The sequence below is a fragment of the Blautia sp. HCN-1074 genome, from assembly GCF_037890165.1.
Lineage (GTDB): Bacteria > Bacillota > Clostridia > Lachnospirales > Lachnospiraceae > Blautia_A.
Genome location: NZ_JBBKBP010000008.1, coordinates 145,537 through 171,041, shown reverse-complemented (window position 1 = coordinate 171,041; position 25,505 = coordinate 145,537). Strand labels below are relative to the sequence as shown.

General features: G+C 42.2%; 26 protein-coding genes, 1 pseudogene and 1 riboswitch. Of the genes and pseudogenes, 9 read left to right on the top strand and 18 right to left on the bottom strand.

Going from position 1 to position 25,505, the window contains the following annotated elements; translation table 11 throughout:
- The 7 genes and pseudogenes from WKT11_RS09395 to WKT11_RS09365 form a co-directional block, all read left to right on the top strand.
- A pseudogene (locus WKT11_RS09395) lies at window positions 1–1,264 on the top strand (ABC transporter permease); the annotation flags it as partial.
- 58 nt (window positions 1,265–1,322) lie between these two features.
- Complete coding sequence (locus WKT11_RS09390) at window positions 1,323–1,982, top strand: response regulator transcription factor (RefSeq protein ID WP_044964120.1); 660 nt, start codon at window positions 1,323–1,325, stop codon at window positions 1,980–1,982.
- On the top strand, window positions 1,979–2,983 hold the full coding sequence (locus WKT11_RS09385) for a HAMP domain-containing histidine kinase (RefSeq protein WP_021739835.1): 1,005 nt from the start codon (window positions 1,979–1,981) through the stop codon (window positions 2,981–2,983). Before WKT11_RS09390 ends, WKT11_RS09385 begins: the two co-directional genes overlap by 4 nt.
- Before the next feature lie 293 nt (window positions 2,984–3,276).
- Window positions 3,277–3,696, top strand: a complete 420-nt coding sequence (locus WKT11_RS09380) for an RNA polymerase sigma factor (protein ID WP_044998991.1) — start codon at window positions 3,277–3,279, stop codon at window positions 3,694–3,696.
- Between the two features lies 1 nt (window position 3,697).
- Entirely contained in the window at window positions 3,698–3,946 is a 249-nt protein-coding gene (locus WKT11_RS09375) for a helix-turn-helix domain-containing protein (RefSeq protein WP_004613734.1), read from the top strand.
- Window positions 3,947–4,316: 370 nt separating this feature from the next.
- Complete coding sequence (locus tag WKT11_RS09370; protein WP_004613735.1) at window positions 4,317–4,520, top strand: excisionase; 204 nt, start codon at window positions 4,317–4,319, stop codon at window positions 4,518–4,520.
- 78 nt (window positions 4,521–4,598) lie between these two features.
- Window positions 4,599–5,789 (top strand): site-specific integrase, encoded by a 1,191-nt coding sequence (locus tag WKT11_RS09365; protein WP_055261597.1) that lies wholly within the window; start codon window positions 4,599–4,601, stop codon window positions 5,787–5,789.
- Between the two features lie 269 nt (window positions 5,790–6,058).
- On the opposite strand, the gene WKT11_RS09360 is transcribed toward WKT11_RS09365, so the two are convergent.
- The 7 genes from WKT11_RS09360 to WKT11_RS09330 all read right to left on the bottom strand — a co-directional run bounded on the left by WKT11_RS09360 (window position 6,059) and on the right by WKT11_RS09330 (window position 12,962).
- Complete coding sequence (locus WKT11_RS09360; protein ID WP_117677273.1) at window positions 6,059–6,952, bottom strand: LysR family transcriptional regulator; 894 nt, start codon at window positions 6,950–6,952, stop codon at window positions 6,059–6,061.
- Window positions 6,953–6,988: 36 nt separating this feature from the next.
- Window positions 6,989–7,618 (bottom strand): helix-turn-helix domain-containing protein, encoded by a 630-nt coding sequence (locus WKT11_RS09355; RefSeq protein ID WP_117677279.1) that lies wholly within the window; start codon window positions 7,616–7,618, stop codon window positions 6,989–6,991.
- Between the two features lie 156 nt (window positions 7,619–7,774).
- Window positions 7,775–9,133, bottom strand: a complete 1,359-nt coding sequence (locus tag WKT11_RS09350) for a M20 family metallopeptidase (protein WP_117677274.1) — start codon at window positions 9,131–9,133, stop codon at window positions 7,775–7,777.
- 139 nt (window positions 9,134–9,272) lie between these two features.
- Complete coding sequence (locus WKT11_RS09345; RefSeq protein ID WP_117677275.1) at window positions 9,273–9,923, bottom strand: SDR family NAD(P)-dependent oxidoreductase; 651 nt, start codon at window positions 9,921–9,923, stop codon at window positions 9,273–9,275.
- Entirely contained in the window at window positions 9,923–10,480 is a 558-nt protein-coding gene (locus WKT11_RS09340) for an ECF transporter S component (RefSeq protein ID WP_008706068.1), read from the bottom strand. The genes WKT11_RS09345 and WKT11_RS09340 overlap by 1 nt, the downstream gene beginning before the upstream one ends.
- Window positions 10,477–11,466 carry a nucleoside hydrolase gene (locus WKT11_RS09335; protein ID WP_117677276.1) on the bottom strand — a complete coding sequence of 330 codons (990 nt, stop codon included), beginning with the start codon at window positions 11,464–11,466 and terminating at the stop codon, window positions 10,477–10,479. Before WKT11_RS09335 ends, WKT11_RS09340 begins: the two co-directional genes overlap by 4 nt.
- A gap of 112 nt (window positions 11,467–11,578) precedes the next feature.
- Window positions 11,579–11,623, bottom strand: a riboswitch (PreQ1 riboswitch).
- Window positions 11,624–11,855: 232 nt separating this feature from the next.
- Window positions 11,856–12,962: an RNA-guided endonuclease TnpB family protein gene (locus WKT11_RS09330; protein ID WP_340283939.1), complete on the bottom strand. Its 1,107-nt coding sequence runs from the start codon at window positions 12,960–12,962 to the stop codon at window positions 11,856–11,858.
- Window positions 12,963–13,428: 466 nt separating this feature from the next.
- Between WKT11_RS09330 and WKT11_RS09325 the strand changes: the two genes are divergently transcribed.
- Window positions 13,429–13,575: a hypothetical protein gene (locus WKT11_RS09325; RefSeq protein ID WP_242859363.1), complete on the top strand. Its 147-nt coding sequence runs from the start codon at window positions 13,429–13,431 to the stop codon at window positions 13,573–13,575.
- 523 nt (window positions 13,576–14,098) lie between these two features.
- On the opposite strand, the gene WKT11_RS09320 is transcribed toward WKT11_RS09325, so the two are convergent.
- From WKT11_RS09320 to WKT11_RS09280, 9 genes are all read right to left on the bottom strand, one after another.
- Window positions 14,099–14,602 (bottom strand): hypothetical protein, encoded by a 504-nt coding sequence (locus tag WKT11_RS09320; protein WP_340283936.1) that lies wholly within the window; start codon window positions 14,600–14,602, stop codon window positions 14,099–14,101.
- Window positions 14,603–14,770: 168 nt separating this feature from the next.
- Entirely contained in the window at window positions 14,771–16,393 is a 1,623-nt protein-coding gene (locus tag WKT11_RS09315; protein WP_008791695.1) for a recombinase family protein, read from the bottom strand.
- A 107-nt stretch (window positions 16,394–16,500) separates the two neighbouring features.
- On the bottom strand, window positions 16,501–16,686 hold the full coding sequence (locus WKT11_RS09310) for a hypothetical protein (protein WP_004849804.1): 186 nt from the start codon (window positions 16,684–16,686) through the stop codon (window positions 16,501–16,503).
- A gap of 270 nt (window positions 16,687–16,956) precedes the next feature.
- On the bottom strand, window positions 16,957–18,297 hold the full coding sequence (locus tag WKT11_RS09305) for a virulence-associated E family protein (protein WP_009321442.1): 1,341 nt from the start codon (window positions 18,295–18,297) through the stop codon (window positions 16,957–16,959).
- Window positions 18,182–18,922 carry a CHC2 zinc finger domain-containing protein gene (locus tag WKT11_RS09300; RefSeq protein WP_035110550.1) on the bottom strand — a complete coding sequence of 247 codons (741 nt, stop codon included), beginning with the start codon at window positions 18,920–18,922 and terminating at the stop codon, window positions 18,182–18,184. The genes WKT11_RS09305 and WKT11_RS09300 overlap by 116 nt, the downstream gene beginning before the upstream one ends.
- Window positions 18,923–18,969: 47 nt before the next feature.
- A complete protein-coding gene (gene mobQ, locus WKT11_RS09295) occupies window positions 18,970–20,442 on the bottom strand; it encodes a MobQ family relaxase (RefSeq protein WP_445291935.1) in 1,473 nt (490 codons plus the stop codon).
- A gap of 2 nt (window positions 20,443–20,444) precedes the next feature.
- Window positions 20,445–20,762, bottom strand: a complete 318-nt coding sequence (locus tag WKT11_RS09290) for a DUF3847 domain-containing protein (protein ID WP_008816380.1) — start codon at window positions 20,760–20,762, stop codon at window positions 20,445–20,447.
- 286 nt (window positions 20,763–21,048) lie between these two features.
- On the bottom strand, window positions 21,049–21,252 hold the full coding sequence (locus WKT11_RS09285; RefSeq protein ID WP_004614949.1) for a hypothetical protein: 204 nt from the start codon (window positions 21,250–21,252) through the stop codon (window positions 21,049–21,051).
- A 147-nt stretch (window positions 21,253–21,399) separates the two neighbouring features.
- On the bottom strand, window positions 21,400–21,624 hold the full coding sequence (locus tag WKT11_RS09280) for a helix-turn-helix domain-containing protein (protein WP_005362423.1): 225 nt from the start codon (window positions 21,622–21,624) through the stop codon (window positions 21,400–21,402).
- A 302-nt stretch (window positions 21,625–21,926) separates the two neighbouring features.
- Between WKT11_RS09280 and WKT11_RS09275 the strand changes: the two genes are divergently transcribed.
- The gene (locus tag WKT11_RS09275) at window positions 21,927–22,967 is read left to right on the top strand and encodes a DUF6076 domain-containing protein (protein ID WP_009260052.1); all 1,041 of its coding nucleotides are present in this window, start codon (window positions 21,927–21,929) and stop codon (window positions 22,965–22,967) included.
- A 3-nt stretch (window positions 22,968–22,970) separates the two neighbouring features.
- Here WKT11_RS09275 and WKT11_RS09270 read toward each other — a convergent pair whose 3' ends face one another.
- Window positions 22,971–24,785 (bottom strand): ABC transporter permease, encoded by a 1,815-nt coding sequence (locus WKT11_RS09270; protein WP_029732304.1) that lies wholly within the window; start codon window positions 24,783–24,785, stop codon window positions 22,971–22,973.
- 14 nt (window positions 24,786–24,799) lie between these two features.
- Complete coding sequence (locus WKT11_RS09265; RefSeq protein WP_009260049.1) at window positions 24,800–25,465, bottom strand: ABC transporter ATP-binding protein; 666 nt, start codon at window positions 25,463–25,465, stop codon at window positions 24,800–24,802.
- Between the last annotated feature and the right edge of the window lie 40 nt (window positions 25,466–25,505).

The window sequence follows — 25,505 nt, the reverse complement described above, 5'->3', positions numbered from 1 at the left end:
CTATTTGATGGTAAGCGTAATCATGTTGATTATCAGCATTTATGGTATATCTACAACTTGTGCAGATATGTTCTTGACTGTTTTGTTAAAGAATAAAAAAATGAAATATCAAAATGATAATCTGTTTGTAGCAAGAACATTTGCTTCTAAAGCAAGAACAATGAGCTTCACATTTGGTACATTGTCTATGTTGATTTTAATTTCACTGCTGGCTCTGAATTATTCTAGTATCAACAAAGCTTCGTATGATATCAGCGTGAATTTAAATGCACCATATGATGTACAACTCTTTGATGATAAGCAGGTATTTGATGAATATATTCGAGTAATTGAAGAAGAATATACGATTGATAATACCATTGAGTACGACATTTATAAAGAGCCGAATCATCAGGTACAAAATTTTTTCCAATCAGAATATTATGATTTTGACCCAGTCTTGAAGTTAAGTGATTATAATAGATTACTAGAATTAAGAAAGATGCCGTTGCTTTCTTTAAATGATAACGAATACTATATAGTTACAAATAGCAAGTTTGCATATGAGGTTGAAGATAACAAAGATATTGAAACCATAACAGTAGCAAATAAAAATTTGAAATTAAAAGGATATGACACTAAGTCTTATTGGAACTCTATAACTAATACTGGCAGATTTGTTGTTGTACTTCCAGATAAATATGTTCAAGGACTTGAAGTATCAGAAAATCATTTGATTATAGATACAAAAGAAGATACAGACGCAGAATTAGAAAATAAGATAAAAGAAGATATGCAACATCAATTAGTAAAGGTTGATGAAAATGGAGAAATAAATGACGAATCGTATAGAGTAAACGTAAGAGGTGCAGAAATAGAACAACAAAAAGCAATGGTTGCAATAGTAGTCAGTCTGTTTATGTATATTGCATTTATCTTGATTTCCGCAGTAGGGACAATTTTGGCAGTTCAATCATTGAGCGACTCTACTAAATACAAATATCGCTACCTGACCTTGCGAAGATTAGGAATAAATGACAAGTCGCTATTTAAGACAATCAGAAAACAATTATTGATATTATTTTGTGTCCCTGCAATATCAGCAATATTATGTTCTTTCGTGATGATGTCGTCATTGAATAATGTGTATCAACAAATTTTGGGAGATAAACACCTTTATCTAATGTACTTTGGCTTGAATTTAATTATCTTCTTCCTAATTTATAGTATTTACTGGATAGCAACGTATATCGGTTTCAAACGAAATATCAATGAGGCGAGTTAGATTTTTCTAGCTCTCCTGCTGTGGAATTATTATAATGGTAAATCAAGGGGGTGTTGAAATGAGAATAGCAATTATCGAAGATGATGAAATCACTCGTTTGGAGCTTTCTAAATTATTGAACACACAAGGATATGAAACAGTTTTATTGACTGACTTTGGAAACCTGACAGATGAATTAAAGCAATATTCCATAGAACTGGTTCTGCTTGATATTAACCTGCCGTATGAGAATGGCTATGAAGTATGCAGGAAAATAAAACAAGTCATGCCAGTACCGATTATCTTTGTAACAAGCAGAGATACAAATGCTGACGAATTGAAAAGTATTCAAGTGGGTGGGATTGATTTTATCACAAAGCCATATGATACGCTTATTCTTCTTGAGAAGATCAAGCGTGCATTGCAGTTGTCAAACCCAAACAATTTCCGTGAGCTTGTCAAAAAAGATTGTACCCTTGATTTACACTTATCCATTTTGAAATATCAAGAGCAAAGCATTGAACTGACAAGAAATGAATTTCGTATTTTGTACTACTTCTTTATGAACGAAGATAAAGTTATTAGCAAAGAAGAACTATTGGAAAAGCTGTGGAACGACAAATATTATTTAGACGAAAATGTATTACTGGTTAATATGACTCGTCTAAAAAAGAAAATGAAAGAAATCGGTATTGTTCATTTATTGGAAAATATACGAGGAAAGGGTTGGAAACTGTGAGTTTTTTTACATTCTTAGAAGAAAAAATAACAGAGATATTGTTTCAGCTTTTCTTTCTTGCCTTAGTAGCATTTCTCTTGATTTTCTACGGTGTAGATATGCTATTTGTTGTATTGCTGGTAATTCTGTTCATCAGCATACAAGGGCTTTTTCAATGGTGTTTGTATCGGAAGAAACGTAACGCTTCACAACATATTATTGATTTAGTAGATGGACTGGAAGAAACCTATTATATTGCAGACGTTTTACCAAAGCCAAAAGAATTTCAAAATGAAGCCTATTACTACGCACTAAAAAAAGCCTGCAAATCTATGAATGATGAAATCGGCAAAATCACAGAAGAAAAGCAGGACTATCAAGAATATGTGGAAAGTTTCGCCCATGAAATAAAAATACCGATAGGAGCATTGTCTTTGACGTTTGACAATACAAAAAATTACACATTAAAAAAAGAAACAGACAAAATATTTCAGTTAGTGGAACAAATGCTCTACTATGCAAGAAGCGAAAATACGGAAAAAGACTATTTTGTAAAACAGTTGCAGTTAGACGAAGTGATACATAATGTCATTCTGAAATTCCGTCATTCGCTTATGGAAAGAAAAGCAATTATCAATATCCATGACATAGAAAATGTCATTTATACTGATGAAAAATGGCTGACATTCATTCTATCTCAAATCGTGCAAAATGCGATTAAGTATTTTGATAAGCAAGAAAATAAGCTGACGATATACAGTCAAGACAATGGTACAAATATATTGCTTGTGATTGAAGATAATGGTTGTGGAATAAAAGCGTCTGATTTATCCCGTGTATTTGAAAAAGGTTTTACGGGTTCAAATAGAAACAAGGCAAATGCAACGGGTATGGGACTGTATCTATCGAAAAAATTATGCGATAGGTTGGGCTTGAAATTGGATATTGCTTCTACGGAAAAAGAATATACAAGACTGACCATTACATTTCCAAAAGGAACAGTTCATAATTTTTCAGAGTAATTTGAAAACCATGCCAACATTGATACGGTGCTTTAAGGGGGCTTGCATTATGGAAAGCTTTAAGTACAATTCTTTGCAATCAAATTCCACCTAATAGCACACTATTAAAAATTGAATATGTTTTAGCTTTAAAGGCTCGTACAGACTATATGTTTTGTGCGGGCTTTTTTCATACCCGAAAAAAATTTAAAAATTTTTCAAAAGAGGTCATTAAATCACACCTTTCATTCCCTATATGGTGCGGAAAGAGGGATAAACACTTTTCAAATCATAGTGGAAAGGGGGTGAGATTGATGAAACCGTCTGACTTCCAGAAAACAGTTCAATGTCGCTTTGAAAGTTGTTTGAAGAAAGTTGTCCGTCATATTGTAAAGGACTACCAACAAGGATTGAAACGACGAAAAGATAAAGAAATTCCATTCTGTGAACTTCCAGAAATTTTCGTTGAAAATTTTGCTGTGTGGGATGACTACGAAACAGATTATACAATCTTTTCAGTATGTGGCATTGATATTCGTGTCCTTGATGATGAGCTGGCAGAAGCCTTGAAAAAACTTCCAGAAAGAAAGAGAAATACTCTGTTAATGTATTACTTCTTGGAAATGACAGAAAGTGAAATTGCCAACTTACAAAAGATTACGCAAAGCGGTGTATTTAGAAACCGACATCATGCTTTGGAAACTATGAAAAAAATACTAAAGGAGAAGCAGTAAAATGAAGCAAACATTTAAGAAGCCGTCCTACTATTTGCTTTCGCAAGCAATGGACGGGGACGAAAAAGCGATTGAAAAAATACTGGCATTTTATGACCCGTACATATCAAAGTGCTGTTTGCGTCCACTCTATGATGAATACGGCAATGTCTATATTGTTGTAGATATGGAGTTAAAGGGACTTATCCGAGAAGCACTTATCAAAATGATTTTAGGGTTTGATATTGCCTTAGAAATCGAAGAAGAATAAGCAGTTTTTAGCAGAGCATGGTTTAATGTCCCCCTCTTTCCTGCTATGCCCTGCTTTTACATGAAAGCAACACGCTTTCGCCACAGCTCTTTGACAACTGAATAAAGCAGACGGATACGTTTGTGAGATAGCGAGCCACGGGGACTGTACGCCACGACCTTTCCAAAAGAAAGCGAGCGACCCACGCAGTGATCCGAGAGCGACTGTTGGAAAAGTCGTTTTGCCATGACCTATCCTCACAGAATAATGATACGTCCGCATGGTGCGGTTCTGCCCACAAGAATGGGAATAGTTGAGATACTAATGGAGCTTTCCAAAGCCGTCTGTCTGCTTGTAAAAAACAACACACAGTAAAGGGGGTGCATAGATTATGAACAATACTGATGTGCCTATCTGGGAAAAATATACGCTGACGATTGAAGAAGCGTCTAAATACTTCCGCATTGGCGAAAAAAAATTGCGTAAATTAGCCGAAGAAAATATTGACGCTGGCTGGGTTATCGTGAACGGTAATCGTATTCAGATTAAGCGAAAACAATTTGAAAAAATCATAGATACATTGGACGAAATCTAATGTCATTGAGCCGTAGATATGGTATAATAAAGTATAGCGTATCACGGCTCATTCCATGACGGAAAGGAGCTTTACACTATGTCTAATGTAAAACGAAAAGACAGTAAAAATCGCAATTTGCGTAATGGAGAGAGCCAGCGAAAAGACGGAAGATACGTTTATAAATATACCGATATATACGGAAAGCCACAATTTATCTATTCTTGGAAACTTGTACCGACAGACAAGACACCTGCTGGAAAGCGTGATGATATTTCATTGAGGGAAAAAGAAGCACAGATAAAAAAAGACCTTAACGACAGTATCGACACAGTCGGCGGTAAAATGACAGTCTGCCAGCTTTACGAGAAAAAGAACAGCCAAAGAAAGAACATCAAGAGGGCTACCGAAAAGGGACGACAGTATCTTATGAACGCTCTGAAAAATGACCCATTGGGTATGAGGGCGATTGATACTGTTAAGCAGTCGGACGCTAAAGAATGGGCTATCAGAATGAGTGAAAAAGGATATGCCTATAAAACAATTGATAACTATAAGCGTTCCTTGAAAGCGTCATTTTACATGGCGATACAAGACGACTGTATCAGAAAGAACCCATTTGAATTTAAACTAAGTGATGTTCTGGAAGATGATACAGAGCATAAAGTTATCCTTACACCAGAGCAGGAAGAACGCCTGCTTGCCTTTATGGAAAAGGATAAGATTTACAGCAAGTATTATGATGAGGTTGTGCTTCTGTTGGAAACGGGACTTCGTATTTCTGAATTTTGCGGACTGACGACGCATATTGATATGCAGAACAAAATACTCAATATAGACCACCAGTTATTGAAAGACAGCGAAATCGGCTACTATATTGAAACGCCAAAAACCAAAAACGGAAAACGGGAACTTCCATTGACAGAACGGGCTTATCAAGCAATCCAAAGAATACTAAAGAACAGAGGAAAGGCACAACCGCTGATTGTAGGTGGTTACAGCAATTTCCTATTCTTAAACCGTGAGGGCTTGCCTAAAGTTGCAGGAAACTATGAGGGCATGGTGCGAGGACTAATTAAGAAGTATAACAAGTATCACACGGACAAGTTACCGAACATCACACCACATTCATTCCGACATACTTACTGTACGAATATGGCAAATAAAGGAATGAACCCAAACACTCTGCAATATCTCATGGGACACGCCAACATAACCATGACACTTGGTTATTACGCACACGGTACATTTCAATCTGCAAAAGCGGAACTGGAAAGACTGGCTTGCTAATATCGGAGCTTATATTTACTACTCATTTACTACTTTTGGTTGCATTTTCATGCTGGTAAATGCCAGCTTATGCAAGGTATCTTCCAAAAAGAAAATACCGATAAAGCCCTAAAATACGGGATATATCGGCATTTACCAACTTATAAAAAGATAATCAGAAATTTAGTAAGTTTTTATGATAAAAAATGTGCAGAATACTTTTTTCATATCCTGCACATCATTTTAATCTCTTTATTTAATTATGTCTAATACTTATATTGCATCATTTTTTATGCCTGAAAAGCATTGGTCTGAAATGTTTTAATCTCGTCAATGAATTTGTTTACAGCTCTGGAATGTGGAATGTGTCTTCGCCATGCAATTACGGTACTTGTTTTAATCTCCGGAAACAGTTTTTTCTGCACGATCAGATCATTCCGCCAGTATTTTACAGCTCCTTCTACAGAGATCGGATATCCCAGTCCCTGCATCGCCATAACGCCAGCATTAGTTCCGAGATTGCTTGTAAAGGCAATATGAATCTTCTGGAAGTCTTTTCCAAACCAGTTGGCAATCTCGCTCTGAACATTAACTCGTTCCGGAAAAATCAGTGGTTTTCCGATAAGATTCTCTTTTGTAATATATTCATTCTGTGCAAGAGGATCATCCGGGCGCATTCCTACTACCCAGTGGTCACTGTTTTTGATTCTGACATAGTCAAGCCCTTCCGTGTCTATTGGTTCCAGAAAAAGTCCGATGTCTATCAGACCTTTGTTCATCATTTCGCTCACTACATCTGCTGTTGCAGTATGAAGCGCGATCTGAACCATAGGATATTTTTCCCGGAACTGTTCGCATATCTTCGCAAGTGTTTCTACTGCGGCAAACTCTCCACATCCAATTGTGATCGTACCCTCGATTAATTCTTTATTACCCTTGAACTCATCAAGCAGACGTTCTTCGAGATCTATAATCTCCAGTGCTCTGCGCTTCAGAAGAATGCCTTCTTCTGTAAGCGTGATGTGATGCCCTCCACGTTTAAAAAGCGGGGTTTCCAGTTCCTCTTCCAGAGCAGCAAGCTGTCTGGAAAGCGTTGGCTGGGTGATATGTAATTGTTCAGCTGCTTTTGTGAAGCTTTGTTCTTTCGCTACTGTCAGAAAATAGTGTAGTACTCGTAAGTCCATAGTTTGCTCCTCTATTTTTCCATCAGATATGCATATTTACGCATCTGCCTTCTTTTTCAGAATCATAATCCATTGATGATCATCTGACATACGCCCCTGTGTTTTTTCAATAATTAATAACGGATCATAAAATGGAAGCCCCATCTCTCTCAGAATATCCTTCCTGTGATCGCGTGTTCTGGGAAAACAGCGTTCTTCGAGAAAATATTCAAAATCATCCCAATCCGGATCAGTTACAACTCCAAATGCACGGAAAATGATCTGGTCTGTGTAGTTTTTAATCTTGATTTTTTCATGCCTGAAATCAATATCTATCGTTGTACACAGATCATCATGATTCATAAAATTCATGCGCATTTTCACATCCGGATCATCAGAAAAATTATAGGCTCGCTTTATCTGACTGTAAATCGTCTGACGGGAAACGTGATACTGTCTGGCAATATCTGTAATTTTTTCTCCCCGGTTCTGCAATGCCAAAATATGTGCCAGCTGCTCTTCTGTAAACGAATTTTTCCTTCCGGTATTTTTCTTCTTTTCAGAAATACTGCTGTTATTCATATCTGCCTTCAAGCATCTGTAATTGTCAGCATCTCTGGATATCTGCTTCAGTTCATGAATATCTGTTGTTCCAAAAATCTGCTGTATCTGATCTTGAAAGTTCATATTCATATCACCACCTTCAAAAAGACATTATGGAAATCACTTTCACACAGAACAGTTTGTGTAATTGAGTATAGCATGAAGCAAAAAGAAGTGTCAAGAAATAGTTTCTTGACACTTCTCTGCCCATATCTACTCAATATGATTATATATTTTTCATCAGATTGCCAGAAGGTTCTTGATTGCTTCCATATAAACCAGAACTGCCTCTTCCATTCCGGATACGAGGATAAATTCATCTGCACTGTGGATACGATAATCAATTCCAGGTTTCTCAGGTCCAAATGCAATGATATTCTTAAGAGACTTTGCATAAGTTCCACCACCGATCACCATCGGCTTGTTCTCTGTATCGCCTGTTACATCTGTGTAAGCTTTGTATAAAGCATTTACCAGTGGGGATTCTCTTGGGAAGAATAAGGCATCGCCAATTCCCAGAATCTCTATACGTCCATTCTCATCCTCAAGCCTGCTCTCACACATCCTGCGGACTTCATCTGATTTCAGTGTTACAGGTACTCTGATATCAATTGTACAGGAGATCACATCATTCTCTGTTTTGATCATACCGTTGCAAAGAGTAAGTTCGCCATACTCATCTGCAAATTTCAGTCCAATGCCTTCACCATCGCAGGATGTGCCGATATGTGTATTATAGAATTCCACAAAATCATCCTTAAATCCTGCTTTCTCGAGACATTCAAAAGTAACACCTATTGCATTGACACCAAGAGTCGGTGTGCTGGCATGTGCTGGAACTCCCTTTGCATAAATACTGATCTGTCCACTTTCCTCTGTTACCTTATATTCCTGAAGCTTTGTCTCTGCAAGTACAGCTTCCAGTCTCTCCTTCAGTCCTTCTTCGGCAGGAACAACTATTGTGGAGGAATCGCATACTGCGTTAAAAACAAAACCTCCATCTGCAGAGATGATTTTCGTGTTCTTGGAATAAGCCATCATCTGCAGAAGTCCCTTTTCTCCATGAATACACGGGAAGCTGGCATCCGGGGTAAAACCACAGGATAATTCTTCTGCCACTTCATTATAATGTTCCATACATTTGGAACCTGTTTCCTCATTACATCCCATAATGAGACGTACTCTCTTGTTCAGCTTCACACCTGAATCGCGGAGAAGCTTCATTGCATAAAGAGCTTCCAGAACAGGTCCCTTATCATCTGTTGTTCCACGACCGTAAACATAATCACCCTCTCGCGTCAGTTTAAAAGGATCATAGCTCCAGTCGCCGCCTACAGGTACGATATCCAGATGTCCGGCAATACCAACAATCTCATCACCCTCACCCATCTCTGCATAACCACAGTAATTGTCCAGATTGACTGTTTTAAATCCAAGCTCCTGTGCAATCTTAAGGCCTTCTTCCAGTGCTTTGGCAGGACCTTCTCCAAAGGGTTTTCCCTCTGTGGGAGTGCCAAGCTGAGAATCAATGGCAACCAGCCTTCCCAGATTGGTAAGCATCTCCTCTGTTAATCCATGAATCTGTTCTTTAATATCCATAATTTTTGCGCCTCCAGTTAAATAATTTCTCTATCTTTGAAATATCTTTATCATTATTTTCCCATTTTATCATATTCAGGCACAAAATAACAGCAGATTCCAGAAATGATTTCTCAAAACACGATTTTTTACCTTCACTCTATGGCCAGATAAAATTACAGTTTCCGGCCTCCAGACCGTCAATGAGAATGTTCTGGCCTGTACAGAAGCGGTTTTTTACCGCCATAAAGTAAATCCACTCTGCTGCCTCTTCCACAGACATCCACCGTTTCAGAGGTGTAAGCTCCATGATCTGATCCCAGAGCTTTTCATCCTCCATCACCGGTCGGTTCAGTTCAGTCATAACCCCGCCGAAATCCAGACTGTTGCATGTGGCCTGATAAGGAGCTATCCTCATGGCCACGTTTTTCGCATAGGAAAGGACTCCTCCTTTGCTTGCCGCATATTCCGGAAATTCAGACCCTGTATGTCCGCTTGCTGATCCGATCATAATAACAGAATAAATATTGGGATGAATGCCGTAATGTTCTGTAACAGAAATCGTTCCCTTCAGATTTACATCAATATCATCTCCATTCTGAACCCCTGCGTTATTGATCAGAATATCTACCGGTCCGATTTCCGGATAAGAGCCTTTGTCTCTGATATCCAGACAGAAATGAGTATATTTCGGATGTTGGATCGTGGATAAATTTTTATCAAATCCATAGACTTCATGATTTTCTTTCAGGAAAAATTCTGCACAGCCTTTTCCGATCCCGGATGCTGTGCCTGTGATCAGAACTTTCATCAGGCAAAATTCTCCTTCATGCTTTTACGCAGCGCTGTAATAAGAACTGCTGCTACTGCAATACACAGAACCCTGTCAATGTAGTCCGTGATAAACTGAACCACAAAACAGCTCCCTACCATTCCAAGAGGTGTTTTTGCCAGAAGCTGCACAAGAACAGTGGATCCGGAGGAAGTGATTCCTCCAAATAAAAACGCCGTAATACAGGAACTGATTATGGTAGATGGAAGTGTGATCACAAGAGCAGCCGGAAATATCTGCCACTTTTTCGGCTGGAATTTTCTGTACACAAGACCCGTCACAAAACCAAGAAGAATTCCTACCGGAGCGTAATACAGGGAATAAATATCTACAGTCATTCCCATCAGCAGGCCGCTGAGCAGATTAGGCAGCATTCCATAAAAGGGTCCCAGGACAGCAGCCACAAATACTGTTCCAATACTGTCCAGATAAATAGGAAGCTTCAGAAATAAAGCAATCTGTCCTCCCACAAAATTAATGCAGATAGCAAAAGCGATCATACAGATTTTCTGTACACTTATTTTTTCAGTTTTCATTTTAAATCTCCTCGTATTAAATCTTGTAAAATATCCAGTTCTTCCGGTTTCTGATCAAGGATCCTTGAAAGAAACATCTGAAAGAATCCATACACATCTACCTCAGTCAGCACCCTTGCATTTGATGCTTTCCGATAGAAATTCATAGAATCCACAACAGACTGTCCAAGAGAAATCCCCTCTGTTTCAATCTGTACATAGGAATCAAAACCTTTGCAGAGTTCCGGATTGATAAAATATGCCACTGCCAGGGGATCATTGATCACACAGCCAATGATATGCTCCCATTCCCAGTGGAAATCAAAATAGAATTTCGTAATCTTCTTTACAAATTCTCCTGTTTCTTTGTTCAGACGGCACATATACTCCAGCAGATCAGGCGTGAGCACAATCTTTCTCGTCACATCCAGCCCGACCATATGGATTTTCTGACCATTCTGATGGAGTGTCTCATACACCAGGGAAGCCCCGTCCGGGTCACACCAGTAATTGTATTCTGCAACAGGTGAACAGTTCCCATGACTTTTAAAGCTGCCGCCCATGGAAACAATTTCCTCAATACAGGAAAATGCTTCTTTATCTTTCTGGATCAGTCTGGCAAGATTGGTCATAGGTGCCAGTTCGATTATGGATACTTTCTCTTTTTTCAGTATATCAGCAAGAAAATCCACAGCACTGATCTGCTGCTGATAACCGGTTACTTCAGGCAGAAAGCTTTCGCCAAGCCCGTCTTCTCCGTGAGTGTCCAGAGCATTCACATAATCCCGCCTTAAGGGAGTACTTTCCCCAATGTATACAGGAACGTCCAGACGGTTCATCTGCTTCAGGATTTTCTTTGCATTTCCAAATCCCATCTCCACCGGTGAATTTCCACACACAATGGTGATTCCGATCACTTCGATTTCCGGTGATTTCAGTGCAAGCATAATCGCAAGACTGTCATCAATCCCCGGATCACAATCAATAATTACTTTTCTTTTTTTCATTTAATTCCTTTCTGTCAAAGCAAAAAAAATACTTTTGTTTATCCCTCAATAAACAAAAGCATCAGCAAACAGACCGCTTATGACAACTCATAAACGACCGCAATATTTTTTACTTTGCCTAGTTTTTTATACTGGGAGGGTTTCGAACCAGTTTCGGTGGTTATTTTAACACATATTTCCATGCATGACAACAGTTAGCGCATACACCATTTGAGATTTGCAGCATATTCTAAGAGCAGAAATCTCGTGACATGCTCCCGCCACTTAAATCTTACAGATTTTGAAGTGGGGGCTTCCTGCTCGATTGCCCTTCAGGGCAAAGCTAAAACAGGCTATCCCCGCGTGTCCCGCGGTTCTTTTTTATCCGGTTACGGATCTTTTCTGTGCTATTATGCACATTTTTTATATATTCTTTTTCCTTCTTTCAGAATATTGACCGCCGCATTCACATCCCGGTCCATCCGGTTTCCACATTCGCATAGGTATATCCGTTCTGATAATGCCAGCTCTTTCTTCTTATGTCCGCATACGCTGCATATCTTACTGGATGCAAAATATCTGTCTACTTTTATCAGATATTTTCCACGTTCTTCCAGCTTATATCCAAGCATGGAAAGGAACTGACCGTATCCGTTATCCTGTATCCCTTTTCCGAAATGCAGGCCTCCGGCTATCCCCTTCAGGTTCAGATCCTCCACACATACCGCGTCATAGTCTTCTGCAAGACTGTGACTGAGCTTATGCTGGAAATCCTTCCTCTGGTTCTTTATCTTTTCGTGAGATAATGCAACCTTTTTCTTCTGTTTCTGATAGTTACGGCTGCCCTTTTCACATCTGGAAAGCTTTCTCTGTTCCCGGGCAAGTTCTTTCTCTGCATTCCGGTAAAACATGGGATATCCAGCCCTTTCACCGGTGGAAAATACACACATCCCATGCATGGCAAAATCAATCCCCAGAAATTTTTCCGCCTGTCTTTTCTCCACTGTTTGGTTTTCACAGTCGAACAGCAGGCTGGCAAAATATTTTCCGGACGGTTCCCTGCTCACAGTCACTGATTTCAGCTTCCATCCCTCCGGTATTATACGGTGGAGCTTTATTTTTACTGGCTGCATCTTTGGTAGCTTCAGGAACCTGTCCTGCAGACAGATATTCCCATTTACCATATTCGTTGTATAGGATTTCCGCGAATGTTTTTTTGATTTATAATGCGGAAATCCCACTCCCGGTTCCCGGAAAAATTTTCGGAAAGCCCCTTCCAGATTTAACTGTACATTCGCCAGCGCAAGAGAATCCACTTCTTTCAGCCATGGATATTCTTTTTTATATCCGGCCGGCGTATTTTTCAGCATCTTTTTTTCTTCCTGATAATAACGGATCTTATCCGCAAGCATCCGGTTATAGAGAAAACGACTGCAGCCGATTGTCTTCTCTATCTGAGTTATCTGTTCTTTATTGGGATAAATCCTTATTTTTACTGCCCGGTTTATCTTTCTCACCCTGACTTTCTATATACTGATGGATTGTTCCAACAGGTGCTATATTTCAAAGATTTCTTTTGCTCTCTCTAACATTTTATCGTCCAGCATCTTTCTGCTATATTTCATAACCATGATCAGCTAACAACACAGAATGAGAATTATTATGTACACTCACTTATTGCTTATTTCGACCGTCCAATTTTCAAGAGCATATTGTTCTTTTTTTCTATTATAATATATTTATTGTATCAGAACAAGTGTTTTTGTGATTTTTTATGAATTTGAGCAGACATGCTCGAATGTGCAATTCATCCCATCACCTATAGGACGCCACTGAAAAACTATTTTTATACACATTATATAGTAGATTAAAACAAATAAAAACACTTTATATTGTACTGCTTTATGCAAAATAAAGACTTTTTCAGTGGCGTCCCTATAGAGGTGAGGGAATTCTTGCTACGGTTGTTAAAGGAGTATCTGCATGAAAAATAAAAAATGGATCACGCTGGCAGCTGCCGTTGTGCTTGCTGTGACTTCACTTCCTGTGACAGCATTTGCAGAGAAAAAAGACAGCACAGATGATAAGATGCTTACAAAAATCACTTTAAATAGCGCGGAGAATCTATAAAAGAAGTGGCGGAAATACCAGCAATGATATTTCCGCCGTTTTTACAACTCTGAATATCCTATCCAGAGCTACTTTGTGTTCATAGTATATGTTTTACAATCAAGTTTTATGAAATGTAAAAAGGAACTCGTCCAGAGCCCCTTTCCTTTGAATAAGTAATAATATCTTTCTCACTCCGGAAAAAGACTTCTTTGTACTTATATAATACTGGTTCAATTACTCCTTGTCAATATCTATTTTTATCTTTGTAATGTGTTCTGTCAAAGAAAGTTACTGTTCACATGATAGTATATTTATTGTTTACAAGTTGGTAGGTTCCGGTTATTATAAATCTAAGATTATTTGAGGTGTTAAAAGAGATGCAGGAGCCGCGACGCCTGCCAAATAATTTCTTTCATCTATAAATGCTCTGTTCCGAATGGATAGAGCTTTTTATTTTGCAATAAACATAATCAGAATCAATACTTTGCTAATAGTTTTTCCAGGGTTTATAGCCTTTCATATAAGCAAAGTCTTCTTCATTTTAGAAGCCTGCAATCAGTTCTTTTTTCATTTCTTCAGCATATGGATTTTCTGCGTCTTGAAATTTTATATGTTTATATAATCTTGATTTCTGAAAATCACAGATTGTATCGACATTTTCCAGCTTTTCATATGCTTCTTCTGTTTTTTCCTGTTCCATGTATAATTGTCCAAGTTTTAGTTTTTTCATGGGATCATAGTCGGAAAAATAATTCAGATATTTTTCTGCCATTTCATAATTCCCTTTTCGCAAGTAGAATCCGAACAGAGAATCTGCCGCATGGTGCTGGATTTTTTCATCCTTGTCATTTAGTGCTATTTCGTACCAGAAATTAATCTGTTCGTCGTACTTATCGGGGTGCTCACACTGACCTATGATTCTTCGCGAGTCAAGCATCACCGCCACCTGCCAGATTAGCATGTTGCAGTTAGGGTAATCTTTTATGATATTTACTGCCCATTGATAGGTTTTTTCGTAACCTTCTACCGAAAACATTTTGTCCATTTCTTGAATAAGTTCTGTAATTTCAACGTCTGTCAGATTTTCATGAAAAGACAATAGGGTATCAAGGGAAATATGTAGCAGCCTTGCAATAGGTGCTAACAGTTCAATATCTGGATTGGAGTTCCCCGTTTCCCTTAATTAAAGATATTGTTTGGTAAAAAAGAAAGGTCAGTCGATTTTGCCGATGAAGCGGTAGTAGATTTCTACTTCCTGCTCACGGCTTCCGTCCTCGCCCTTGACAGCTTCGTGGACGGTTATTTTTTCAATTAGAGTGTTCAGAAGTTCGGCGGTCAGCTCCACAGGGTTGACATACTGTTTCATCAGGGCAATCCACTTTTCAGCATCCGCTGCGGTCTGTACGGCGGCTTCCATCGTTTCGTGAAGCTGTCTTATTTTTGTTTCAAGCTCCTTTTGCTCGTTCTGGTACTTCTCGGACAGCATATTGAAGTTATACTCGGTTATGCGTCCGGCAGACCAGTCCTCATACATTTTAGCAAACAGCCCGTCAACCTCGGCTTTACGCTTCTCTGCCTTTTTCAGCTCCGCAGCCTGCTTTTTCTTCGCAGAGTTTCTTTCCCTGTCGCTGGCATTGAGCAGGCGTTTCAGCAGCTTGTCCTCGTCTTTCTGTGCCAGCATAGACCAGTATTGCAGTCTTGCAAGCACATAGGCATACAGTACATCATAGCGGATATAGTGCATGGAACACTGGCGTAATCCCTGCCCGTTCTTGCTGCAATGGTAGTACCCGTATGGGTTCTTATTCTGCTTGTTTTCCCCATAGGCTAAAGACCATCCGCAGTCTGCACATTTTATCAATCCTGCGAAAATCTGTGTCGTACCGTTTCTGCGTTTCCTGCGTCTGCTTGCAATCAGCTCCTGAACTTTTTGGAACACTTCTTCAGAAATGATGGCTTCGTGGGTATTTTCCACACGATACCATTCTTCCTGCGGCTTCCGCACCTTTTTCTTGTTCTTGAATGAAATGTTGCTCTGCTTGTTGTGAATGCTGTGACCGATGTAGGTTTCCTCTTTCAAAATGCTCTTGACCTGTGCTATCGTCCACGCATAGGCTTTTTCTGCGGGCGCACCGGCGTAGATATTGGCGAAAGTCCCGTATCTTTCATAGTTCAGCCAGCCGGGGGTAGGTACTTTTTCCTCCACCAGAATCCGTGTAATGCTGGCGGCACCCCTCCCGTGTACAGCAAGGTCAAAAATCTTCTCTACAATCCAGCGTGTTTCCGGGTCGATCAGAAGATGACCTTTTTTGTCCGGGTCTTTTACATAGCCCAGCGGTGCATAGGCTCCATAGTGTGCGCCATTGGCAAATCTTGTGTGCATGGCAGCCTTGACCTTTTTGCTGGTCTGTCGGGCGTGCATTTCATTCAGGATGTTTAAGAACGGTGCAAGCTCGCTTTCTCCGTTGATGGTGTCCACATTGTCATTGATGGCAATGTAGCGTACTCCCTTGCTGGGGAAATAGATTTCCGTGTACTGACCGGTCAGGATATAGTTTCTTCCCAGACGGGATAAGTCCTTTGTGACAACGCAGTTGATTTTCCCGTCTTCGATGTCATCAATCATCCTTTGGAAACTTGGACGCTCGAAATTTGTCCCGCTCCATCCGTCGTCAATGTACTCGTCTACAACGGTCAGCCCATGCTCTGCGGCATACTGTCTAAGCATCATGCGCTGGGTCTGGATACTGCCGCTTTCCCCCTGTAATTCATCGTCACGGCTCAATCTCAAATATAGTGCAGTGTTATAAATCGTTGTATTGTATGGTTGTTTCACGGTTAAAAATCCTCCTTCTAAAAGAAACAACCCACGCTTATACAATACTCGCTGGTACAAGTATATCATAAGCGTGGGCTGATTGACAGTCGTTATTCCGTATTTTTTCAGGAAGCGGCGGCAGCGTGCTGGATCACATCTTCCAGCAGGCTGTCAAGCGGCTTCCCATCCTGTGCGAAATGCTCCGATACCTTGATACGGACTTTCCCCATGACAAAATACTGGGTGCCGTCTTTTTCGGTAAGCAGGGTGCCGCTGTTTTTGTTATTGCTCTCGTTTTTGCTTTTTGCCATAGGCAGTTACCTCCATAAATGAAATATGCCCGACAAGGGAATGTCAGACAGGTGTACAGCCGCAGACTGTCTCCGTGTCAACCAAACCGTGTCAACCGGCAGAAAAGACTTTGAAAACAATCCATAGGCGCTCTATTATTACTTTTTACTTTTTCTTTGATTTCTTGGTTGACATGGTTGACAAAGGAGAGAAATGCCCCAAATATCAGGCTTTTCCCCGTCAACCGGCTGTCAACCAAAGCGTCAACCAAACTGTCAACCGGTGGCTTTTCAGAATGGAAGTTCCATTTGCCGGGCTTCTTCTTCCGTGATTTCCTGAAAACCGTCCCCCTCCGGCGGAGCTTGGTTGACACGCTCCCAGCCTTTTTGAGAACCGTATTTCTTATACCGCTTCGGGCTTTTGTAGGCTACCCAGCCCTGTATGATGCCGCCCGCAATGCCGGTATTCATAATCTCGCAGATTGCCCGTGTCTCCCAGTCTGCCGGGGAATTTAAGTTCCCCAGCGCTTCCTCATAAAGCTGCTTGGAACATACCCTGTCGCCGGTGTAGTCCTCCAAATAGGCGTAGATCATGCCGGCCTGTGTGTCTTCCTGCATAAAGTCCTGCTGGTGGGCGTTCAGGTATCGGTTCATTTCCATGCTGAATGACAGCTTATACTTCCCACTGCGATAAACCGTCATGGCTTCCGCCCACATCTGTTCGATATACGCCCTCGCCGCCGCTTCATCGTCCAGTATGTGAACCTCCGCCCGTTCCGGGTACACCGTCACGGGGAGAAAGCGCCGGTTGCCGGTGCGGTCACGGGGCAAAAAGTCCTGCCGGTTGGTCGTCCCTCCAAATACACATTGCCGCAGCCGGTCTGCCGGATGTGTCTCATACGGCACTTTGTAGGTTTCTTTCTGGCGGCTTAAGAATGACTTGATTTCCTCAATACTCTTGGCGTTGGCTGTGGCAATCATCTCCGACATCTCGATAATCCAATGCCCTTGCAGCTTGCGGTACACATTTTCATCGTCCAGCTTTTTCAAATCGTCTGAAAACCATTCGTCCCTGCCTGCCAGCAGCCGGAAAAAGGTAGATTTCCCGGCTCCCTGACCACCAACCAGACAGAGCATGACCTCAAACTTGCTCCCCGGTCTGAATACCCGCCGGATGGCTCCCATCAGGAACAGTTTCAAGGCTTCATAGGTGTATTCGTCCGTATCGGCTCCCAGAAAGTGATGCAGGGCGTAACGGATGCGCTCTGTGCCGTCCCATTGCAGGCTGTTCAGGTAATCCCTGACTGGATGGTAGCGGTTTTCATTGGCAACAATCTTGATGGCGCTCTGCACCTTTTTCTCGCTGGTAAGCCCGTAATTTTCTTCCAGATACAAAAGCAGGTAGTTCATGTCCATGTCGGTCAGCGTGGTACTGGTGCGCTCCCAGCCCAGCGGCTTCACAATGTCAATCTGCTCCGTCAAAAGGTTCAGGCGCAGCGCCCCGCGAAACAGAGGGTCACGCTGGAACACCGTCAGGCAGTTTCGGATGCTGTTCTTCACGCCGCCTTTCTGCGTCCCCTCTAATGTTTCCCGGATTTCTGCCGGTGTCTGCGCCGGTTCCATTGTGTCCATCGTCCTTTTGACCGCTTCCTGCGTTTCCGGCGGCAAGCTCTGAAATTCGCTGTTCAAGCCGCAACACCTCCTTTCCCTGTGCGGCGATCAATGCCGCTTTTTCTTCTATTTCTCCGTATAACAAAATATCCAAAAGGTATTCTGTGTAGCTTATCCTCTGCAACGCTTCCACAAAAAGAGGATGCCAGATGGCATCCTGCGGCTGTGGGGCGTGTGCTGTTTTCCAATGCTCCAGCAGGCGCAGATAATCGCATAGCACCCGGAAACAATACCGTTCCGTTTCCTGAAATCTCTGCTCCGCTGATTTTTGTCGGGGCTGTGACCTGTTGTGACGCTTCCTATCTGGCGGCGCATTGCCGGATTTCTCATAGGAAACGCCGAAGTCCTCCGCAAGCCTGACCGCAGCTTCCCGTTTCCCCAATCCATGCAGCAAAGCGGCCAAGTCGATCACATCCCCGGAAGCCCCGCAGCCGAAGCAGTAAAAGCGGCTGTCCACTTTCATGCTGGGCGTGCGGTCATTGTGGAATGGACAGCAGACCATGCCGTTTCTCCCCACCCGGATTCCATAGAATGAAGCAGCCTGCCGGGTGGTAACAGACTGTTTCACCGCTTCAAATACATTCAAATGCTCCCTCCATAAAAATACTGGTAGCGGTAAAGCTGCCGGTTATATCATAGCTCCATCTCATGTTTCTTTCTCTGTACTGCCTGTGGCTGCTCCCTCCGGCGCAGTGCGGTATCTACGGCGTTCTGCACCTGCCGTAGCCGTATGACTTCCTCCCGGAGTGGCTTGTGCTGCGGAGACAGTTCGGCATACTCTGTTTTTAACTGTGCGTATTCCTGTTTCCATGCTTTCAGGGCAATGGGTTTTCCGTCCAGTTTTTCTTTCAGAATACGGCGGGCGGCATAAAACAGCCGTAACTCCGCATCGTGGGATGTTTCAAATTTCTCCCTCTGTTTCTTAAACTTGATATTGTTCAATTCCGTATGAACAGGTTTTAGCCGCTGGTAATTCTCGCCCTCCCGTATCAATTCCTGCAATTCCTTTATCCTGGCAGATTTCTTTTTCATGGAGCCGCTTAATGCTTCAAATTCTTCACTGACAGAGGAAAGACGCTCCTGCAAATCCTCTAATGTGAGCAGCTTGTTTTCCGTCAGATAATTGACGGCTTCGGCAAACTGCTTTAAGTTTCCGGTTCTGGCTTTATTGCTCCATGCCCCTGCGTTGCGCTGGTTGTAATAAGCGATCAGCAGGTCGGCAAGGTTCGGTGTCTGTGGTTTGGAAAGTTCTTCTTTTACCTCTGCCATCCAGACAAACAGGGCTTTGATCTTCTTCCTCACATCCTGCATGAGCCGGTTGGTGGCTTTAATCCAGCGGTTCAGTTCCCCTTTCTCGGTGCGGATGCCCTTTGCTTCCATCTGCCGGACATTAGCTCCCTCGTGGACAGTAGGTATCAGGTCAAGCCCCTGCCGCACATAGGAACGGTGGTCGATACGCACATCCAGTCCTTTTTCCTCAAATTTTGTATTAACGGCAGCCGCCCACTGCTCCCGCCAGTGTTCCAGTGTTTCCGGCTCGTGCCAGTCTGTTGTGTGGACAGCATTAAACATATAATCGCCGTTTTTATCCCGGATTCGGTTTCCATCTTCATCAAGAAGATATTCCCGACGCTGTTTTTGTCCCCATGTGCCATCCGGGTTCAAAGGGCGCATGGTTGTCATCACATGAAAATGCGGGTTAGGGATGCCGCCGTCCTCTTTCTCCGGGCTGTGAAAAGCAAGGTCGGCAATCATGCCTTTTGTCACAAACTGCTCCTGTACGAACTTCCTCGCCAGCTCCATGTTTTCTTCCAGCGTCAATTCATTCTGCATGGCAATATCAAAGGAATAGGCAAGCTGTGCTTTTGGATGTTTCTCGCAGTTCTCCACAGCATTCCAGAGGGTCGCCCGGTCAAGATATATTTCCGGCGCATGGGGCGGCAGCATGATTTCCGAAGCGATCACGCCGCCCTTTTTGGTGTAGTCGCTGACTTCTCCATAGTAGCTGCTGTAAAGACGCTCCCCGGCTCGATAGGCTGCGCTGGCAATGGCGCTCTGACCGGCGCTGCGCTTGATCTGTGCGATTGAAAAATGATAAAGTGCTATCCTTAGTCACCGCCTTTCTCCTGCCCGGAAATACGGGCGTGGTTCTCTGTGGCAGACCGGATGAAATGCTCCGCCTGCGGCAGATTCAAAATGCTTTCCATGAGGGAATAAAATTCCGCTTCGGATAGCTCCTTTGTCTGTGGTGCAATGCTCTCAATAGCTGCCCCACGGGTAATCAGCCGGTGCGTCCTCTGTTTCCGGGAACCGCTTTCCAGATACGCCTGCCGGTTTTTCAAACGCTGCATTTTCCGTTTTTCCTGTTCCAGCAGGACAGTGGTTTTTTCATATTCCTGCTTCAACTGTTCCAAAGATTTTTCCATGTTCTCACATCCTTTGCTGATAAGATAAAGAAAGACCATCCGCAGACAGTCCGTGTGTCAGTGCTTCTATAAAACCCGATGAAAAGGGAAAACCGCAGAGCGGATTTCTCTTTGCGGCGGGTACACAGGGGATAGCCGCTTTAGCGGCGCAAGGGGGTGTAGCCACCTTGTCGGAGCGAAGCGAACGCAGACCTCGGATTGCTGATTTTATCAGCGGCAGAGGTAAGCTCCGCAGGACGCACGATACATGGTCTTTAGACTATGTATAGAAGTGCGCCCTTAGTTCCTAAGGGATTTTGCCGTTTCCGGCAGTCTTGTCCTTTTTCTTGGAACGCTTGGAAAGATACTTCGGGCAGTCAACCACAACCGCCCGGAAGCTCTGTTTACATTCGTGCTGGCATTTCCGGCACAGTTCGTTGTAAGTGATACGGCTGCGGTCATTTAAGAAGAAAGACCATTCCAACCGCCGCTTGTTACTCATTCTTGCCATAACCGGCTCCTTTCTCCGTTTCTATCTGATGTACGCAGATAGGCTGTTTTGATGTAGCGTCTCGGTATCATTTTTAAGTTTTTTTCCCTCTGTATGCCCCTTTGGAAAGTGCGGCAGTATTGCAAGTCAGGGAATGATACCTCACGCTTATTTGTCGCTTCCCGGTACGGTTTCGGAGCCTTTTGCCATCCATTCAAAGAAAGCAATTTTGCTGACCTTGATAAGTCTGCCCCTGCGGAACGCTGGAAAGCCGGGTGTGTGTACCAGCTCATAGGCGCTCGCTCTTGAAATTCCCATAATCCGCTGAATGTCCGCCACATCCAGAACCAGCGGTAAATCCTCGTAGCTGTTCAATCTCTTTTTATCGTTCATTCTGTTCCTCCCATAAATCAAATAGGTTAAAATGCTTCCTGTTGCCGTTCTCCCCAAAAGCCGTTTTCCTGCCCCATTCCTGCGGTGTTTCCCTGCATTGGTGCGCCGGATGCGTCACTTCTCCTGCCGGTCATATCCCTTTTGGACGGTCATTCACTTGTCAAGGTACTGTGCGGTACGAAATTACCAACTGCAATCATCATAGCGGACTATCCTTGACAAAACAATGCTTCTGCGATACCATGAGTGTAACGGATATAACTAAATTATATAATTACCATAGACAAAGGCAGGGGATAGGGATGGAGAATCAGTTTATACGGCATGAGCCATGTTTTGAGAGGATTTTGTTTGTCCTGACGCTGGACAGGAAGAAAATGAAAGAGCGGATTTTGATTGGGGAAGAACAGCAGATCCGCTTCCGGCTGAACGGGAGCCAAAACGCAGAGGTGCTTTGTGATATGACACGCCCGCTGGGAACTTTTTTGATAAACTTTGAGCGTGACACGGACAGAGACTGGAACTTATACGGGCTTTCTCCGCTGCGGCAAGCCCTCCACTCCAACCGATGGAAACAGCCGGAGCTGGAACAGGCGGCAAGCGAATTTCTCTGGGGAAAATATCTTAGCAATGACCCTCTGAAAATGTATGTGGCGTTCCGTATCTGGAACAGCTATCTGCTTGCCAGAGAACCCCGTGACCGTAACACTGCCTGTGACCGCTTCATGGATAAAATGAGCAGACTGACCGGGGTATTCCAAAACGAATCCATGAGCTTTGACAGGGAGACAGGAAAACCGAAACATTTTCAAGCTGGCAGCCTTTATTTCAAAGGCGCACCATCAGAAGATACCCGGCTTGACCTCTGGTTTCCGGACAACCGGCGCACAGAAGAATGTGTGTCTGCCTATGCGTCCCTCTACCCGTTGATTACCTATTATCTGAACCGGCTGAATGACTGGGGGCTTTGCTTCCGGCAGTGCAAGGTCTGTGGGAAATATTTTCTGGCAAAGAGCCAGCGGTATGAACTGTGCAGCGACAAGTGCCGAAAAGCACAGGCGCTTCAAAACAAGCGGGAATTTGACGAAAGGGCAAGAGAAAATAACTATGACCTGCTTTATAAAAATGAATGCCAGAACTGGCGCAACAAAATAAACCGGGTAAAAAATACCGCAGGCTTTCCGGCTGACCGTCTGGAAAAAATACAGGCTGCCTTTTCCGACTTTAAGAAAGAAGCCTTGCAGAGAAAAAAGGCTGTAAAAACAGGAACAGCCAGCCCGAAAGAATTTACGGACTGGCTGTATCAGCAGAGTAATGTAATTGTGGAGCTGACGGATTATTAAAACTTAGCCTATCGTTCTAATGCGCTCTATAATTGAGTGCTGTTGCAAAGATTTCTTTTGATATACTGATACTACATGATAGACCATCACAACCGCAGCAAAGTATAAAAGCACAAAAAGAACTGGGAAGTGATATTCAAAGTATGAAAGTCCGGGAATTTTTGATATTTGGGTACAAAGCAGCAATCCGATTGGTATGCCTAAAATGCAGCTTCCTATAAAACTTCCAACCAGATAGATGAAACTTTCCGACTGCTGTACTTTTCGCAACTGCAATTTTGTCATACCTGTAGCTTCCAGTAGTGCATAGTCGTGTCTTCTGGCAATGGCATTTGTAATGCTGGTATTCAGCATATTTATAAATGAAAACAGACTAATAAGCACCACCAAAACTGTAATGATGACTTTCGCATTATGGAAGTAATCTTCCAATGCCATAACATCATCAGCCAAAACAGACACATCAACTCTGTCGTCATCTATAAAAATTTCTTTGATTATCTCTGTTGCTACGTCTTTTCCGTTATCATCCAAACAAATATACCATGCAAGCGTACAATTCATTTCTGACAGTGATTTCATATTTTCACCACTTGTATAAATAACAAGCCCAGTATCGCTGTTTTCTACAAATCCGCTTACAACTAACTCCACTTCTTTTTGACCATATCCTGTATCTATGATATACGGCAGATAATCTCCAACTTGAAGCTGCATATTCAGTTTCTGATAATAAGGAGACTGTCTATTGATAGCAACAGGAATTGCTCCATTCTGTAATTCATGACTTGGTTGCATACCCTCAACAATTTCATTTTTAAATGTTTCTGGATTTACAGCATTTTCAATGGACAGTTCAAATTTTTCCCCCTCTGAATTTGTCAGAATGCCGTCCAGCATATACAATTCATAAACATCTTTTACACCTGAAATGTTATACAATTTTTGCTTTTTTTCTTCTGTAAATGGTGTAGATTTCATTAAATCATAGGTGGATTCTTCATCAGCCGTTGAATTTAGTAGTACAAATACATCACTATTTCCCTGGTAAGGTTGTGACGCAAGTCTTTCGGGATTTATCGCATTCAATATTGAAAAAACACCGAACATTAAAATCCCACTCATAATGAGAGATAAAAATGTATAGGCAGCTTTCTTTCTATTGGCTCTACAATACATCCACCCGATTCTTATAGGCGTAAGTTTACGCTTTGCCCCAACACTTCTAAAATAGTTTGTTGCCTGTGTATGTTGTGCTTCTATTGGTGATGTAGATGCAGCCATTTTCGCTGGTGCTTGAAAAGCCAAAGCTGTGATAATCCAAATAAATATGCCGGAGATTACCGCACATACAATGCTTGGTATCCAGTAAAAATGAAGTGGTAAAACTATGTTTACCAGAAAACCGATGACTGTTCCCAACACAATGCAAGGTTTTGCTATTTTGTCACGTTCTTTCTTGACCACTGATTTAATTTGCTGGTATGTTGCGCCGATTGCCCGTAATTGTGCAAATTCATGTACTCGTTGCAGTACAGATACATAAAGAATATTTTTGACAGCCAGCCCTGCCGTACAAAGAAGTACAATAACAATTCCTAAAACAGTTCCTACTGCTTCAGTTGTATTATTTACATGGGCGATCTGCTGCGTACTAAGCGTTGCATTGCACAAAAGAATACCAGAAAAGCTCAACAGAAATGCCGCAATCAAGATGATAACTCTGATTAGAAATGTCCTATTCTTTTCAGAGAATACACTCTTTTCAGCAATCCTTTTCTCTATTCTCTCTGTATCATTTTCAAAAGGATAATTCATAATTCCCACCTCCTTTAACCTACAATTTTGCCATCCTCAATCCGCACAATGCGGTCTGCGAGCTGGGCAATCTCGTTATTGTGAGTAATCATTACAATGGTCTGATTAAATTCTCCGCTGGTACGTTTCAAAAGCCCTAACACATCTGCACTGGTCTTGCTGTCGAGATTTCCAGTCGGTTCGTCAGCAAGGACAATCGCCGGCTTTGTAATTAAAGCTCGTGCAATCGCTACACGCTGCTGTTGACCGCCTGAAAGATTGTTTGGCATATTTTCCAGCTTATCTTCTAAAGCCAGCATATACACAACTTCGTCCATAAATTTCTTATCTACGGTATCACCATCCAATTCCACAGGCAGGGCGATGTTTTCATATACATTCAAAATCGGAACCAGATTGTAGTTTTGGAAAATAAACCCTATGTTACGACGGCGGAAAATTGTCAATTCATCATCATTCTTTTTCGCAAGTTCTTCCCCCCGTACAATCACGCTGCCGGAAGTGGGGGTATCAAGTCCTCCCATCATGTGGAGTAACGTAGACTTGCCGCTGCCGGAAGTTCCAACTACGGCAACAAATTCTCCCTGTTCCACAGTAAAATTTACACCATCAAGGGCACGAGTAATGTTTGGTTCTGTGCCGTAATACTTCTTTAAGTCGATTGTTTGTAAAATGCTCATATTCAAATGCTCCTTTCAAGGCTTTCTACCTGTTGATGAA